At 72.5% G+C, this 14,458-nt stretch carries 17 protein-coding genes; 11 read left to right on the forward strand and 6 right to left on the reverse strand.

The window, feature by feature from the left end; genetic code table 11:
- The first annotated feature begins 222 nt into the window (after positions 1 to 222).
- From ACIQOE_RS19470 to ACIQOE_RS19500, 7 genes are all read left to right on the forward strand, one after another.
- Entirely contained in the window at positions 223 to 999 is a 777-nt protein-coding gene (locus ACIQOE_RS19470; protein ID WP_365553564.1) for a HipA family kinase, read from the forward strand.
- Positions 996 to 1,445: a DUF3037 domain-containing protein gene (locus ACIQOE_RS19475; RefSeq protein ID WP_351326941.1), complete on the forward strand. Its 450-nt coding sequence runs from the start codon at positions 996 to 998 to the stop codon at positions 1,443 to 1,445. The genes ACIQOE_RS19470 and ACIQOE_RS19475 overlap by 4 nt, the downstream gene beginning before the upstream one ends.
- 152 nt (positions 1,446 to 1,597) lie before the next feature.
- Positions 1,598 to 2,359: a 3-oxoacyl-ACP reductase FabG gene (gene fabG / locus ACIQOE_RS19480; RefSeq protein WP_365553567.1), complete on the forward strand. Its 762-nt coding sequence runs from the start codon at positions 1,598 to 1,600 to the stop codon at positions 2,357 to 2,359.
- A gap of 31 nt (positions 2,360 to 2,390) precedes the next feature.
- Positions 2,391 to 3,152 carry an SDR family oxidoreductase gene (locus ACIQOE_RS19485; RefSeq protein ID WP_365571073.1) on the forward strand — a complete coding sequence of 254 codons (762 nt, stop codon included), beginning with the start codon at positions 2,391 to 2,393 and terminating at the stop codon, positions 3,150 to 3,152.
- Between the two features lie 231 nt (positions 3,153 to 3,383).
- The gene (locus ACIQOE_RS19490; RefSeq protein ID WP_365553570.1) at positions 3,384 to 4,961 is read left to right on the forward strand and encodes an ABC transporter substrate-binding protein; all 1,578 of its coding nucleotides are present in this window, start codon (positions 3,384 to 3,386) and stop codon (positions 4,959 to 4,961) included.
- A gap of 92 nt (positions 4,962 to 5,053) precedes the next feature.
- Positions 5,054 to 5,740 carry a uracil-DNA glycosylase gene (gene ung / locus ACIQOE_RS19495; RefSeq protein ID WP_351326934.1) on the forward strand — a complete coding sequence of 229 codons (687 nt, stop codon included), beginning with the start codon at positions 5,054 to 5,056 and terminating at the stop codon, positions 5,738 to 5,740.
- A 301-nt stretch (positions 5,741 to 6,041) separates the two neighbouring features.
- Positions 6,042 to 6,542, forward strand: a complete 501-nt coding sequence (locus ACIQOE_RS19500; RefSeq protein WP_401412619.1) for a hypothetical protein — start codon at positions 6,042 to 6,044, stop codon at positions 6,540 to 6,542.
- A 138-nt stretch (positions 6,543 to 6,680) separates the two neighbouring features.
- On the opposite strand, the gene ACIQOE_RS19505 is transcribed toward ACIQOE_RS19500, so the two are convergent.
- Both ACIQOE_RS19505 and ACIQOE_RS19510 read right to left on the reverse strand, forming a co-directional pair.
- Positions 6,681 to 7,169, reverse strand: a complete 489-nt coding sequence (locus tag ACIQOE_RS19505; protein ID WP_401412621.1) for a hypothetical protein — start codon at positions 7,167 to 7,169, stop codon at positions 6,681 to 6,683.
- Positions 7,170 to 7,281: 112 nt separating this feature from the next.
- Positions 7,282 to 7,794 (reverse strand): DinB family protein, encoded by a 513-nt coding sequence (locus ACIQOE_RS19510; protein WP_399009636.1) that lies wholly within the window; start codon positions 7,792 to 7,794, stop codon positions 7,282 to 7,284.
- Between the two features lie 95 nt (positions 7,795 to 7,889).
- Between ACIQOE_RS19510 and ACIQOE_RS19515 the strand changes: the two genes are divergently transcribed.
- Positions 7,890 to 8,801: a Gfo/Idh/MocA family oxidoreductase gene (locus ACIQOE_RS19515; protein ID WP_362642110.1), complete on the forward strand. Its 912-nt coding sequence runs from the start codon at positions 7,890 to 7,892 to the stop codon at positions 8,799 to 8,801.
- Here the strand turns inward: ACIQOE_RS19515 and lnt are convergent.
- On the reverse strand, positions 8,719 to 10,317 hold the full coding sequence (gene lnt / locus ACIQOE_RS19520; RefSeq protein ID WP_401412623.1) for an apolipoprotein N-acyltransferase: 1,599 nt from the start codon (positions 10,315 to 10,317) through the stop codon (positions 8,719 to 8,721). The two genes, ACIQOE_RS19515 and lnt, sit on opposite strands and share 83 nt — an antisense overlap.
- Positions 10,318 to 10,393: 76 nt before the next feature.
- Positions 10,394 to 10,879, reverse strand: a complete 486-nt coding sequence (locus tag ACIQOE_RS19525) for a nuclear transport factor 2 family protein (RefSeq protein ID WP_365571091.1) — start codon at positions 10,877 to 10,879, stop codon at positions 10,394 to 10,396.
- A 200-nt stretch (positions 10,880 to 11,079) separates the two neighbouring features.
- Here ACIQOE_RS19525 and ACIQOE_RS19530 point away from each other — a divergent pair, with 200 nt between their 5' ends.
- Positions 11,080 to 11,712 carry a hypothetical protein gene (locus tag ACIQOE_RS19530; protein WP_365571094.1) on the forward strand — a complete coding sequence of 211 codons (633 nt, stop codon included), beginning with the start codon at positions 11,080 to 11,082 and terminating at the stop codon, positions 11,710 to 11,712.
- 32 nt (positions 11,713 to 11,744) lie between these two features.
- The gene (locus tag ACIQOE_RS19535) at positions 11,745 to 12,485 is read left to right on the forward strand and encodes an SDR family oxidoreductase (protein ID WP_365553591.1); all 741 of its coding nucleotides are present in this window, start codon (positions 11,745 to 11,747) and stop codon (positions 12,483 to 12,485) included.
- A 13-nt stretch (positions 12,486 to 12,498) separates the two neighbouring features.
- Here ACIQOE_RS19535 and ACIQOE_RS19540 read toward each other — a convergent pair whose 3' ends face one another.
- A complete protein-coding gene (locus ACIQOE_RS19540) occupies positions 12,499 to 12,678 on the reverse strand; it encodes a hypothetical protein (RefSeq protein WP_351326921.1) in 180 nt (59 codons plus the stop codon).
- A gap of 412 nt (positions 12,679 to 13,090) precedes the next feature.
- On the opposite strand from ACIQOE_RS19540, the gene ACIQOE_RS19545 reads away from it, so the two are divergent.
- Positions 13,091 to 13,456, forward strand: a complete 366-nt coding sequence (locus ACIQOE_RS19545) for a DUF4440 domain-containing protein (protein WP_365553596.1) — start codon at positions 13,091 to 13,093, stop codon at positions 13,454 to 13,456.
- Positions 13,457 to 13,522: 66 nt separating this feature from the next.
- On the opposite strand, the gene ACIQOE_RS19550 is transcribed toward ACIQOE_RS19545, so the two are convergent.
- On the reverse strand, positions 13,523 to 14,398 hold the full coding sequence (locus ACIQOE_RS19550; protein WP_351326917.1) for an undecaprenyl-diphosphate phosphatase: 876 nt from the start codon (positions 14,396 to 14,398) through the stop codon (positions 13,523 to 13,525).
- Between the last annotated feature and the right edge of the window lie 60 nt (positions 14,399 to 14,458).

The following is a 14,458-nucleotide window of genomic DNA, read 5'->3' on the forward strand; positions in this document are numbered from 1 at the left end:
CTCCGGAAACCGGTCAACTTAGGCAAGGCTACTCTAAGTAAATGTGGTGACGTCAATCCCCGATTCCCGTTCGCATGGCGGCCGGTGACGGTCTCCCGGCCGGTCCTCCCCGCCTGTGATCACCCTCGGTTACTATGCTCACTTCGTGCCGGAGGCCGGAGCCCAGCGGGTGCCGCGGCCGGCCGTGGACCGTGCAGCCGAAGAGACGGGTGGCCTGGGAAAGTGCTCACAGAGGTCATCGCGACCCGCTACGTCACGCCGCTGCGTGAGGGCGGTTCCCTGCCGGGGCTCGTCGAGGCCGACGACCTCGGGACGTACGTCACCAAGTTCACCGGCGCGGGGCAGGGCCGCAAGACGCTGGTGGCCGAGGTCGTCTGCGGCGAACTCGCCCGCCGGCTCGGCTTCCGGATGCCCCGTCTGGTCACCGTCGAGGTGGACCCGGTGCTGGGCCTCGGCGAACCCGAACAGCAGGTGCAGGACCTGCTGCGGGGCAGCGGCGGCACCAACCTCGGCATGGACTTCCTCTCCGGTGCCCTCGGCTTCGACCCGCTCGCCTTCACGGTCAGCGCCGAGGAGGCCGGGCGGGTCGTCTGGTTCGACGCGCTGATCAACAACGTCGACCGCTCCTGGCGCAACCCCAACCTGCTGGTGCACCACGGCGACCTGTGGCTCATCGACCACGGCGCCACCATGATCTGGCAGCACAACTGGCCCGCCGCCGAGGCCTCCGCCGCCCGCCCCTACGACGCCGCCGACCACGCACTGAGCCGCTTCGCCCCCGATGTCCGGGCCGCCGCCGCCGAGTTGGCACCCCGGGTCACCGAGGACCTGCTCGCCGAGGTCACCGCCGAGATCCCGGACGTCTGGCTGGCCGGCGAGCCGGGCTTCGACACCCCCGACGACCTGCGGCGGACCTACGCCCGGCCGCTGCTCGCGCGGGCCGCCGGCATCCACGACCGCATCACCGGCATCGAGCCCGGCACCCAGGGAGCGAAGTGAGCCAGACCCACATCAACGTGGCCGGACATGTGGTCGAGCGCCACATCACCCGCTCCGGCCAGGGCGGCGACCGCGACGTCTTCGAGTACGCCCTGCTCCGCGTCGTGCCCCGGGTGGAGCGCGGCGAGTGCATCAACGCGGGCGTGCTCGTCTACTGCCGGGCCAAGGCCTACGTCGGCGCCCGCACCCATCTGGACGAGGCCCGGCTGCTCGCCCTGGACCCGGCCGCGGACGTCGCCGGGGTGCGGGCAGCGCTCGGTGCGGTCGAGGCCGTCTGCGCCGGCGGGGAGGCGGCCGGAGGCGCGGCCGGGGACGATCCCGGGCGGCGGTTCCGCTGGCTGGTCGCGCCCCGCTCGACGATCGTGCAGCCCGGTCCCGTGCACACCGGACTCACCCGCGACGCGGCGGCCGAGACGGAGCGGTTGCTCGACCTCCTGGTGAGGTAATGGATCACACCCGCGCGGTGTGACGTTGACACCGCGTGCCAGGGCTTCTAGCGTCACGTCTGCTGAAGGTACTAAGCGGTCGCTCACCGCAGGGCGGGCTCCGCGAGCGGGCTCACTCGATCAGGTTCTCTCAAGGGCGAGGAGACACAGGAATGTCCACCACAGAGCAGCGGGTCGCGGTCGTCACGGGTGCCGCGCGCGGGATCGGCGCCGCCACCGCCGTACGACTGGCCGCCGAGGGCCGCGCGGTCGCCGTGATCGACCTCGACGAGGCGGCCTGCAAGGACACCGTCGAGAAGATCACCGCAGCCGGCGGCAGGGCGGTCGCGGTCGGCGCCGACGTCTCCGACGAGGCCCAGGTCGCCGCCGCGATCACGCGGGTCGTCGAGGAGCTGGGCGCCCCGACCATCCTGGTCAACAACGCCGGCGTGCTCCGCGACAACCTGCTGTTCAAGATGTCCGCGTCCGACTGGGACACGGTCCTCAACGTGCACCTGCGCGGCTCCTTCCTGATGACCAAGGCCGTCCAGCAGCACATGGTCGAGGCCGGCTGGGGCCGGGTCGTCAACCTGTCCTCCTCCTCGGCGCTCGGCAACCGGGGCCAGGCCAACTACTCCGCCGCCAAGGCCGGTCTGCAGGGCTTCACCAAGACCCTCGCCATCGAACTCGGCAAGTTCGGCATCACCGCCAACGCCGTCGCCCCCGGCTTCATCGCCACCGAGATGACCAAGGCCACCGCCGAGCGCGTGAAGATGGGCTTCGAGGAGTTCAAGGCCGCCGCGGCCACCCAGATCCCGGTGCAGCGCGTCGGCGAGCCCGAGGACATCGCCAACGCCATCGCCTTCTTCACGAACGAGGCCGCCGGCTTCGTCTCCGGCCAGGTGCTCTACGTGGCCGGCGGACCGCTGGACTAGCGGGCACCAGGGACTATCGAGGATCACCGACATGACTGAACTGCCCGAGCTGTCCGGCAAGGTCGCCGTCGTCACCGGCGCCAGCCGCGGCATCGGTTACGGCGTCGCCGAGGCGATGGTCGCCCGCGGCGACCGCGTCGCCATCACCGGACGCAACGAGGACGCGCTCAAGGAGGCCGTGCAGAGCCTGGGTTCCGAGCGCGTCATCGGCATCGCAGGCAAGGCCCACGACCTGGCCCACCAGAGCGAGGTCGTCGAGCGCACCATGGCGGCCTTCGGCCGCGTCGACTACCTGGTCAACAATGCCGGCACCAACCCGGTGTTCGGGCCGATCGCGGACGTCGACCTGGACGTGGCCCGCAAGGTCTTCGAGACCAACGTGGTCTCGGCCCTCGGCTTCGCCCAGAAGACCTGGCACGCCTGGCAGAAGGAGAACGGCGGCGCCATCGTCAACATCGCCTCCGTCGCCGGTCTTTCGGCCTCGCCGTTCATCGGCGTCTACGGCATCAGCAAGGCCGCGATGATCAACCTGACCCAGCAGCTGGCGCACGAGTACGCGCCGGGCGTCCGGGTCAACGCCATCGCCCCCGCGGTCGTCAAGACCAAGTTCGCGGAGGCCCTCTACGAGGGACGCGAGGCCGAGGCCGCCGCGGGCTACCCGCTCAAGCGGCTCGGCGTGCCCTCCGACATCGGCGGCGCCGCCGCCTTCCTCACCTCGGAGCAGTCCGACTGGGTCACCGGCCAGACCCTCGTCGTCGACGGCGGCATCTTCCTCAACGCGGGCGTCGCCTGACGGTACGCCAGACCGGTCCGCTCGCTCCGGGCGTCGTTTTCGTCACAGACATTTCCTCGCAGAAATGACGGAAACGGCGCCCGGTCCGGCGTACAGGATCCGCACAGCCGGATGACAACGTCGTCATACCACATTCGATCAACGCCCGTGTTTCCGGGGCGGTTCAAGGAGGACAACGCTGCGGTATGGTCTGCCGCCGACCCCTGGTACGGCGGATCGAGGAGCGAGCGCGTGTTCAACCGCAACCGAGGCCTACGCAGAGTGGCCGCTGCCGCGTCCTTGTCGCTCGTCGCCGGCTGCGGGATGTTCTCCGGGAGCGGTTCGGGCAAGGGCGGTCCGATCGTCGTCGGTACCACCAGCGCTCCCAGCACCCTGGACCCCGCCGGTTCCTGGGACGGCTCCTGGGAGCTGTTCCGGAACATCTACCAGACCCTCCTGGCCTACCCCGACGGCGCCACCACCCCGCAGCCCGACGCCGCCGAGAAGTGCGCCTTCACGGACTCCGGCAACCGCACCTACCGCTGCGAACTGCGCTCCGGCCTGAAGTTCGCCGACGGCGCCGCACTCGACGCGGCCGCCGTCAAGTACTCCATCGACCGGATCCGCGCCATCAACGCGCCCAGCGGCCCCGCAGGACTGCTCGGCAGCCTCGACAGGATCGAGACGTCCGGCGACCGCGAGGTGGTCTTCCACCTCGGCAAGCCCGACGCCACCTTCCCGTTCGTGCTCGCCACCCCGGCCATGTCGATCGTCGACCCCGACGACTACCCGGCCCACTCGCTGCGCGAGGACGACTCGGTGCACGGCTCGGGGCCGTACACGCTCAAGTCCTACCGCGACGGCGAGCGGGCCGAACTCGTCCGCAACGACCGCTACCAGGGCTTCGCCGACCGGCAGAACGACGCGGTGACCATCCGCTACTTCCAGGACTCGGCCACCATGGTCAAGGCCCTGCGGACCGGGGACATCGACGTCACCTACCGCGGCCTCGCCGCCTCCGACATCGTCAGCCTGGAGGCGCGCACCGACACCGACCTGCAACTGGTCGACGGCACCGGCACCGACATCAGCTACCTGGTGTTCAACCCCAGGGACCGGTGGGCGAAGGTGCCCGCGGTGCGCAAGGCCGTCGCCCAGCTCGTCGACCGCTCCGCGATCGCCCACACCGTCTACAAGGACACCGTCGACCCGCTGTACTCGATGGTCCCGGCCGGTCTCACCGGCCACAGCACCGGCTTCTTCGACGACTACGGCGACCCGAGCACCGCCAAGGCGCGCAAGATCCTCACCGACGCCGGCGTCACCGCGAAGGTCCCGCTCACCTTCTGGTACACCACCGACCGGTACGGCTCCGAGACCGGCCGCATGTTCCAGGAGCTGAAGCGGCAGCTGGACGCCTCCGGACTGTTCGCCATCACCCTCAGAAGCCGCCCGTGGAAGACCTACGTCGTCGGCTACCAGAAGGGCGAGTACCCGGTGTTCGGGCGCGGCTGGTTCCCGGACTTCCCGGACGCCGACAACTTCATCGCCCCGTTCGTCGGCCAGGAGAACGCCCTCGGGACGCCGTACCCGTCGCCCGTCATCACGGACCGGCTGCTGCCCAGGTCCCGCTCCGAGAGCGACCGCGGCGAGGTCGTCAAGGAGTTCGAGGAGGCCCAGCAGATCCTCGTCGACGACGCCCGGCTGATCCCGCTGTGGCAGGGCCGGCAGTACGTCGCCGCCAGCGACGACATCTCAGGCGGCGAGCAGGCCCTCGACCCGTCGACGATCATGATGATGTGGGAGCTGCACCGCAAGACCAGCTGGTGAAGCCGTCCGCGGGGGCGATTGTCAGTGGCCGCCTGTAGGTTCTTGGGCATCAGCAGGAACCGCAAGTGACCGTAGATCGTGAGGACGTTGACGTGACCGACATCGCCATGCTGCCCGAGTCCTGGCGCGGGGTTCTGGGCGACGAACTGCAGCAGCCCTACTTCAAGGAGCTGACCGAGTTCGTCGAGGAGGAGCGGGCGAACGGCCCTGTCTACCCGCCCCGCGAGGAGGTCTTCGCCGCGCTGGACGCCACGCCCTACGACCAGGTCAAGGTGCTGGTCCTCGGCCAGGACCCGTACCACGGCGAGGGCCAGGGACACGGCCTGTGCTTCTCCGTCCGTCCCGGAGTGCGGATCCCGCCGTCCCTGCGGAACATCTACAAGGAGATGAAGGGCGAGCTGGGCTGGGAGGAGACGCCGGACAACGGCTATCTGATGCCGTGGGCCCGGCAGGGCGTCCTGCTGCTCAACGCGGTGCTCACCGTCCGCGCCGGTGAGGCCAACTCGCACAAGAACAAAGGTTGGGAGAAGTTCACGGACGCGGTGATCCGCGCGGTCGCCGAGCGGCCCGACCCGGCGGTCTTCGTCCTCTGGGGCGGGTACGCGCAGAAGAAGCTCCGGCTGATCGACGAGAGTCGGCACGTCGTCGTCCAGGGCGCCCACCCGTCGCCCCTGTCGGCGAAGAAGTTCTTCGGCTCGCGCCCCTTCACGCAGATCGACGAGGCGGTCGCGGCGCAGGGCCACGAGCCGATCGACTGGCGGATCCCGAACCTGGGCTGAGGCCGGACGGCCGAGAGGCCGAGAGGCTGTGAGACGGGGCGGTGGATCCGTGGGGGCGGCACGCCGGTCGGGGCATCACGGCCGGAGGGGCACCGGGCCGCCGGGGGAGCAGCCGCGGGGAACCGCTGACGGGGGTGGGCCGCCGGGGGCGGCTCGGCGCGGGGCGCGAGGGGGTGTCCGGCGGGAGGCCGGCGGGACCATGGGTGGGGACACGTGGGGGCCGGGGCGGGTCGGATGGCCGGGTGGGGGCGCGGTGGCGGTTAGCGTCGTGGCAGACAGCCGGCGAGCTCGGAGGGACGCGGTGGCGGAGCGACAGGAGCGCACGGCACCCGATGCCGTGCTCACACGGATCGGGCAGGTCGTGATGCTGCACCACGCCGGGGACCGCGAGGAGGCCCGGGGGCGCCTGCTCGACCTCTGGGCCGAGCTGGGCGAACACGGCGACCCGCTGCACCGCTGCACCCTGGCCCACTATCTGGCCGACACCCAGGACGACCCGTCCGACGAACTCGCCTGGGACCTCAGGGCGTTGTCGGCGGCGGACGAGGCGGAGGGAGCGGCGGGGCTGCGCGCCTTCTACCCCTCCCTGCACCTGAACCTCGCCGCCGACTACGTCAAGCTCGGCCGCGCCGAAGCCGCCCGTACCCACCTGCGCCGGGCCCGCGGCGCGGCCGTCGCCCTCGGCGACGACGGGTACGGCGACGGGGTGCGGGCCGCGATCAGCCGCCTGGAGCTGCGGCTGGGCGAGGACGACAGGCCGGACGGCGAGTCCTGGGGCCCGCCTCGCCAGCGCCCGAACTAGCGCCCGGCCGGCCGCCGCGGCCACCGCCCTACCGGTGACCGCGGTCCCGTGGCCCCGTCGTCGCAGGCCCCTGTCCGCGGACGTGGCTGTCGTCCCGTGACGCCGTCCCGTGACGCCGTCCCGTGCCAGGCCGGGCCGTCAGTGGCCGTACGTCTGGTCGCAGATCCGCGCCTGGGGGCTGTCCTGGGGCCAGCCGCCGTACTGCCTGCCCAGGGAGCACACGTCCGGGGCCTTCGGGACGGGGCCGGAGAGGCCCGGGGCCTCGGCCCGCGGGCCGAGGGTCCGCCGCGGACGCGGCTGCGGCTGCGGGGCGGCCGCGTGCGGAGCGGCGGAGTGCGGGTGCGCCGGCGGCGGAGGCGGGGGCACCGCGGTCCGGGGCGAGGCCGGGGCGGCCCGGCGGGACGGGCGGGACGGGCGGGACGGGCCGACCATCTCCAGTGCCTCCTTGGCCGGCGCCTGCACCACCCGGGGCTCCGCGGAGCCGTCCGGGCGGGGCACCGACGGCTGCAGGGGCGCGGAACCGGGCGGCGAGCCGGGCGCCGCCGGACGCTGGACCGTCACGCAGCCGGAGAGGGCCGCGACGGTCACGGTGACCAGGAGCGCTGCGGTGGTGGTCGTTCGATGCACCCGCGCAACTCTGCTGGGTCCGCACGACGGTTGACACCGTCCACGGGAGTTCGGTGACCCGCCCGGGTGATCTCGTGGCCCGTACGGGGGACGGGCGGGTGCGAGGCTGACGTCAGTCGCCCGTCACGCCGTCGATCCGCTCCCGGATCAGGTCGGCGTGGCCGTTGTGCCGGGCGTACTCCTCGATCATGTGGGTGTGGATCCAGCGCAGGTTCATCCGCTGCCCGCTGCGCCGGTGGCGGCCCCGGGAGAGGTCGTCCAGGGCGAAGCCGGCCGCGTTGTGCCGGGCCGTCCCGATCTCGGCCCGCCAGTTCGCGTACGCCTCTGGCCAGCCGGTGCCCTCGCCGAGACGGAAATCGGCGTCCGGGTCCTCGTCGGTCCAGTAGAGCGGCGTCACCGCCTCGTCGACGAGGACGGTGCGGTACCAGAACCGCTCCACGTCGGTCATGTGCCGCACCAGCCCCATCAGGGACATGGGCGACGGCTCCACGGACGCGGTCTTGAGCTGGGCGTCGGTCAGGCCCTCGCACTTCATCGCGAGTGTCCGCCGGTGGAACTCCAGCCAGCCCTCCAGCGAGGTGCGCTCGTCGGCGTCGAAGGCGGGCTCGCGGCGTTCCGTCGTCATGCCCGGCATCCTCGCCCACCCCGCCCCGTCCCACCACGGATTATCGGCCCGTATGCTTCCCGGCAGGCACAGGGGCAACCACGGGGAGCGCATCGGTGAAGGTCGGCTGCATCGGACTCGGCGACATCGCGCGGAAGGCGTACCTGCCGGTACTGGGCGCCCGGCCGGGCCTGGACCTCCATCTCCAGACCCGCACCCCGGCCACCCTCACCGAGGTCGCCGACAGCCTCCGGCTGCCCGAAGGCAACCGGCACGCGACCCTCGACGACCTCCTCGCCCAGGACCTCGACGCCGCCTTCGTCCACGCGCCCACCGCCGTCCACCCCGAGATCGTCACCCGGCTCCTGGAGGCGGGCGTCCCGACGTACGTCGACAAGCCCCTCGCGTACCGCTTCGCCGACTCCGAGCGGCTCGTGGCACTCGCCGAGGCGCGGAACGTGTCGCTGGCCGTCGGCTTCAACCGCCGCCACGCGCCCGGTTACGTCCAGTGCGCCGACCACCCCCGCGAGCTGATCCTGATGCAGAAGAACCGCGTCGGGCTGCCCGAGGAGCCGCGCGCGATGATCCTCGACGACTTCATCCACGTCGTCGACACCCTCCGCTTCCTGGTGCCCGGCCCGGTCGACGACATCACCGTGCGCGCCCGGGTCGCCGAGGGCCTGCTGCACCACGTGGTCCTGCAGCTGTCCGGCGACGGCTTCACCGCGCTCGGCGTGATGAACCGGCTCAGCGGCTCCGCCGAGGAGATCCTGGAGGTCTCCGGCCAGGACACCAAGCGTCAGGTCCTCAACCTCGCCGAGGTGATCGACCACAAGGGGCAGCCGACGCTCAGGCGGCGCGGCGACTGGGTGCCGGTGGCCCGCCAGCGCGGCATCGAGCAGGCCGTGCTCACGTTCCTCGACGCGGTCGGCGCCGGCAAGGTGCTCAGCGCCCGGGACGCACTGGCGACTCATGAGCTGTGCGAGCGGGTGGTACGAGAGGTCGGGCGGTACCCCGGCGCAGCCTGACCGCCCGCAGCCGCAGCCCCTCGCCCAGGCAGTACCCGGCCAGCACCAGCAGCGCGCCGTCCACGGTCCAGTCGCCGAACCGCACGAACGGCGTGGTCCCGTGCGCGAGCGGCACCTCGTAGACCCGCGCCGCGACGGTGTCCGTGCCCAGCCACGGGCCCAGCCGCCTCCCGTCCGGGCCGTACACGGCGGAGACGCCGGTCAGCGTGGCGTGGACCATGGTGCGGCCGGTCTCGGCGGCCCGCAGGGCGGCCAGCGAGGCGTGCTGTTCGGGGGCCCAGCTGTGCTGGAAGGACGAGGTGGACGTCTGGCCTATCAGCACCTCGGCGCCGTCCCGCGCGAGCTGCCGGCTCATGTCCGGGAACGCGGTCTCGAAGCAGACCAGGGGCCCGATCCGCAGCCCGTGGCCGACGTTCATCACCACCTGCTCGGTGCCGCGGCGCCGGTCCTCGCCGGCCGCCTTGCCGACCGAGGTGGCCCAGCCGAGCAGCGAACGGGCCGGTATGTACTCGCCGAACGGGACCAGCCGCATCTTGTCGTACCGGTCCCCGGTGGGGCCGTCCGCGCCGACCAGGAGGGAACTCTTGTAGATGCCGGGCCGGTCGGAGCGCCTGGCGTCCACGTTGACCAGGATGTCCGCTCCGGTCTCGCGGGACAGGGCGGCGATCCGCCGGGCGAGGTCGGGCCGGTCACCGAGGTCGTACCCGACGCTGCTCTCGCCCCAGACGATCAGGTCGGGGCGCTGCCCGGCCAGTTGCCGGGTCAGCCGCTCCTCGATCGCGAAGCGCCGGTCGGCTCCGGCGGTGCCGTCCGTACCCGCACCGCCCTCCACGACGCCGGGCTGTACGACCGCGACGCGCACCTGCCCCTCGACGTCGGGGCGCGGCGACCAGACCCAGGCGGCGGAGGTCGCGGCGGCGGTGGCCACCAGCGAGGCCACCGCAGGCACCCGCGCCTCGCGCACGCGGACGAGCACCGTCACCGCCACGTTCACGGCCACCACCAGGAAGCTCAGCAGCCACACCCCGCCGACGGAGGCCAGCCGCAGCGCGGGCGTCACCTGCCACTGGGTGGCGCCGAGCATGCCCCACGGGCCGCCCAGGCCCTGCCAGGACCGCACCAGTTCCACCGTCAGCCACGCCGACGGCAGCACCAGCACCGCGGCCGCCGCCCGCCCCGGTGAGGGCGTGCCGCCCAGCAGCCGCCGCGTCAGCAGACCCCAGGGCGCCCACAGGACGCTCAGCAGCCCGGCTATCAGGAAGATGAAGACGTGCAGGCTCGGCAGCAGCCAGTGGTGCACGGCGACCATGAACCCGAACCCGCCGCACCAGCCGTCGTACGCCGCCCGCCGCCCGGTCGGCGCCGACCGGGCCAGCAGCAGCCAGGGGACCAGCGCGACGTAGGCGAACCACCACAGCGACGGTGCGGGGAAGGCCAGTACGGGCAGCGCGCCCGCGAGCGCCGCCACGCAGGAACGCCGCCAGGGCGAGGTGAGCCAGCGCTCGACGGTCCTCATGCGTCGCCTCCTGCCTGCGGGTCCTTCCAGTGTGCGGGACCGGCGGCGATCTCCGACAGGGGGCGTGGGAGCGGGGTCAGTCCGGTGCGACCGCCGCGCGCGGTCCGGCCGTTCTGCGCCACTTCTCCTCGACGACCACCCGGCGCAGCCGCCAGCCGTCGCCGGTGCGCAGGAACGCGAAGGCGTAGCGGCCGCCGCACACGAAGTCCGGGGCGGTCGCGGCGGTGCCGCCGCCGGCGAACCGCATGGGGTTGATGTAGTCGGCCTGCAGCTGTGCCGTGTCGCCCGTGTCGTGTTCCAGGACCTCGAACCGCACCCGGCGGTTGACGATCAGGTGCTGCCGCATCGAGAACAGCGTCAGGCTCTCCGCGAGCCACCCGGCCACCTCCGCGGCATCCCCCTCGATCCCGCCGGCCGACCGGTAGTCGGCCCGCCCGTCCGTGCTGAACAGCCCGCGGTACGCCGTCCAGTCCCCGTCGTCGACGGCCACCGCGTAGTCGGTGACCAGTCCGTCCACGGCCAGCCGGTCCATCACGGTCGCGAGCTCCACACGCTGCGTCATCGGCTCAGTGTTGGGCACGGGACGGGCACAGCCAAGGGGTGCGGACGATCTGCGCGTGATATTCGGCGATGTTCGAACAGCACCTGACCGGATCTCGGTCAGGTGCGCGACCGGCGGTCCGCGCGGGAACGCGGGTTCGGTCAACGGCGTCCGGTGACAAACCCCTTGGACACGGCCGCCGGAGTCCGGATCATGGCCGCGTGACGAAGTGGACGAGGACGAGCGGGTCCGCCGCCGGGCAGCCGGTGCCCGAGCCGGGGCTCACCTCCTACCAGCGGGCGCTGCGGGACCGGCTCCTCGCCGCCCCCGAGGTCCCCGCGCCGGAGCCCTGGCGGGACGTCACGTCCGTCCCGGTCGGCGGTCTCCTCGGGATCGGCTTCACCGTGCACCCCGACACCGGGCACGACCTGGTGATGGTCGTCTCGCACGACGGTCACGGTCTCTTCGACGCCGTGACCGGCGAGAAGATCGCACGGGACCGCGACCCCGGCCCCGAGGACAGCACGCCGGAGTCGGATCCCGAGCTGTCGTGCCCCGGCCTCGGACCGGTCGCCGGGAGCCGGGTGCGGATCGCCGGGCTCTTCGGCGGCGGCCTGCACGCCGTCACCGGCGACGGGTGGCTGCTGGAGGTCGTCGTCCCGGCCTGGCCCCACGAGCGGGTCCTGCTGTCCCGCGACGGCGGGCTGCCGCACGCCGGTCCGCACGGCGAGCGCTGGTGGCACCTCTTCCACGCCCGCCACTGCGAGCTGCGGGCCGCGGGCTTCTCCCCGTCCGGGCGGACCATCGCCGTGGCGACCAGCGGCGATCTGTCCCTGTGGGCCCGCCGGCCTTAAGATCATCGCCCGGTCCGTCCCAGGAGGTTCGCATGGCCCGTCCCGTCACCGTCGTCACCGGCGGGAGCCGCGGCATCGGCGCCGCGACCTGTCTGCGGCTCGCGGCCGACGGCCACGACGTCGTGATCGGCTACGTCCGGGACGCGGACGCCGCCGAGTCGGTCGCGCGAGGGGTGCGCGGGACCGGGGCGCGCTGTGCCGTCGTCCCGGTGGACACCGCCGTGGAGGCCGACGTGGAGCGGCTGTTCGACACCGCCGAACGCGAACTGGGCGCCGTCACCGGGCTGGTCAACAACGCTGCCGTGACCGGGCCGCTGGGACGGCTGGCGGACACCGGGACCGCCGATCTGCGCCGGGTCGTCGAGGTCAACCTGCTGGGCGCGCTGCTGTGTTCACGGCGCGCGGCCCGGCTGATGGCCCCGCGGGGCGAGGGCGCGATCGTGAACGTGTCCTCGGCCGCGGCCACGCTCGGCAGTCCCGGCGAGTACGTCCACTACGCGGCGACGAAGGCGGCCGTCGACGCCCTGACGGTGGGCCTCGCCAAGGAACTCGGCCCGGACGGGGTGCGGGTCAACGCGGTCGCGCCCGGAGCCGTCGACACCGACATGCACGCGGCGATGGGCGACCCGGGCCGCGCCCGACGGATCGGCGCCGCCGTGCCGTTGGGCCGTGCGGCCCGGCCGGAGGAGATCGCCGCGGCCATCGCCTGGCTGCTCTCGCCTGACGCCTCCTACACGACGGGCGCGGTGCTGCGGGTCTCCGGCGGGCGCTGAGCCCGGTCCGCGCTCAGGCCGCCTCGATGATCCGCGCGCGGATCGCCTCGGCCCACTCGACCACCAACAGCTCGTACTCCGCCCGCTCCTGTGCCGACAGGATTCCGCCCGCACGCAGCCACAGCGCACGGATGTGCTCGTTGACCTCGGCAGCAGACCGCGCGGAACCAGGGGTTCGGGAATCGGGGGACATACCGAACAGCGTAGGGGCAGAACCTGACCGTGCGCCACCGGGCGGCTACGCAGACCGTATGGGGTTGGTCACGGGCGGCGCCGCGGTCGGGGCGCCACGCCCTGGCATGTGCCGGGCGAGTGGTCGCCTCACGGACCGGGCGGCAGGCCTCTGCCCTGGACTTCCTCGCTCCGGAGCCGGTACGGCGCTCCCGGCGCCCCTGCGGGCGGGTGGCGCTCCGGATTGGCCGAGACAGACCGCCGCCGGGGCCGGATCCGGGCGCCGCTGTCCGTATCGCGGACGCGCGGTCCGGCGAGGGGAAGCCACGGGAAGCCCTCCGCCGGGCCGGTGACGCGCGAACGACCGCCCCGGTCCCGGCGGCCGTGCGGAATTCCGCTGGTCGGGGCGTGGTGCGGGGACATAACATCCCGGCATGACGGACCAGGACGTACAGGCGGTACAGGCGGCCATCGACGGCGAGCTGCGGCTGCTCGATCCCGAGGTGCGCGCCCGCCCGGACCTCGTCCTGGAACTCCTCGACCCGGAGTTCACCGAGATCGGGGCGTCCGGCCGCCGCTGGGACGCGGTGTCGATCCTCTCGGTGACCGGCGACGGATCGGTGTCCGCGCAGTCGCCGGTCGAGGTCTCCGAGATGTCCGCGACCGTGCTCGCACCGGGCATCGTCCACCTGACGTACCGCGCCGACAACCAGGGCCGCCGGGCCCGCCGCAGCTCCGTGTGGCGGCTGACGGAGAGCGGCTGGCGGGTGTACTTCCACCAGGGCACCCTGGTCCCCTGAACCGACCGCACGACCGCACGACCGCTACCGAGCCGCCGAGAGCACTTGACGCGTGGGGGAGTACCCCTAGCCGGCCGACTCCGCCGCGTGCGGGCTCAGGACGTCCGCCGAGACCAGGGCGATGATCACGACGCCGAGGGCGATGCGGTACCAGACGAACGGCATGAAGCTCTTGTTGGAGATCCACTTCATGAACCACGCGATGACGGCATATCCCGACGCGAACGCGATCACCGTGGCGAAGAGCGTCGGGCCCCAGGCCACGTGGCCCTCGCCCACCGAGTCCTTGACCTCGAACGCACCGGAGGCCAGCACCGCCGGGATGGCGAGCAGGAAGGAGTAGCGGGCCGCCGCCTCACGCCGGTAGCCCATGAACAGGCCGCCGCTGATGGTCGCGCCGGAGCGGGAGACGCCGGGGATCAGGGCGCAGGCCTGGCAGAAGCCGTAGATCAGGCCGTCCTTGACGCTCAGGTTCTCCAGCGTCTTGCGCTGCTTCGGTGCCCGGTGCCGCCCGCCCTTCTCGTCGCGGGCGGCCATCCGGTCGGCGACGCCGATGACGATGCCCACCACGATGAGCATCGTCGCGGTGATCCGCAGGTCGCGGAACGGGCCCTCGATCTGGTCCTTGAGCGTCACGCCCAGCAGCCCGATCGGGATCGAGCCGACGATCACCAGCCAGCCCATCTTGGCGTCGTGGTCGCCGCGCACCGCCTTGTCGAACAGCGACCGGAACCAGGCGGAAACGATCCGCCCGATGTCCTTGCGGAAGTAGATCAGCACCGCCGCCTCCGTGCCGATCTGGGTGATCGCCGTGAAGGCCGCGCCCGGATCCTTCCAGCCGGAGAAGGCCGCGGTCAGCCGCAGATGCGCGCTGGAGGAGACGGGCAGGAACTCGGTCAGCCCCTGGACGAGTCCGAGGATCAGCGATTCAAACCAAGACATGAAGGTACGGCGTCCCAGGGGTGAGAGGGCTGGCGGACGCGCGGGCGCGCGTGATCATGC

The organism is Streptomyces sp. NPDC091282 (assembly GCF_044757385.1).
Classification (GTDB): domain Bacteria; phylum Actinomycetota; class Actinomycetes; order Streptomycetales; family Streptomycetaceae; genus Streptomyces; species Streptomyces gramineus.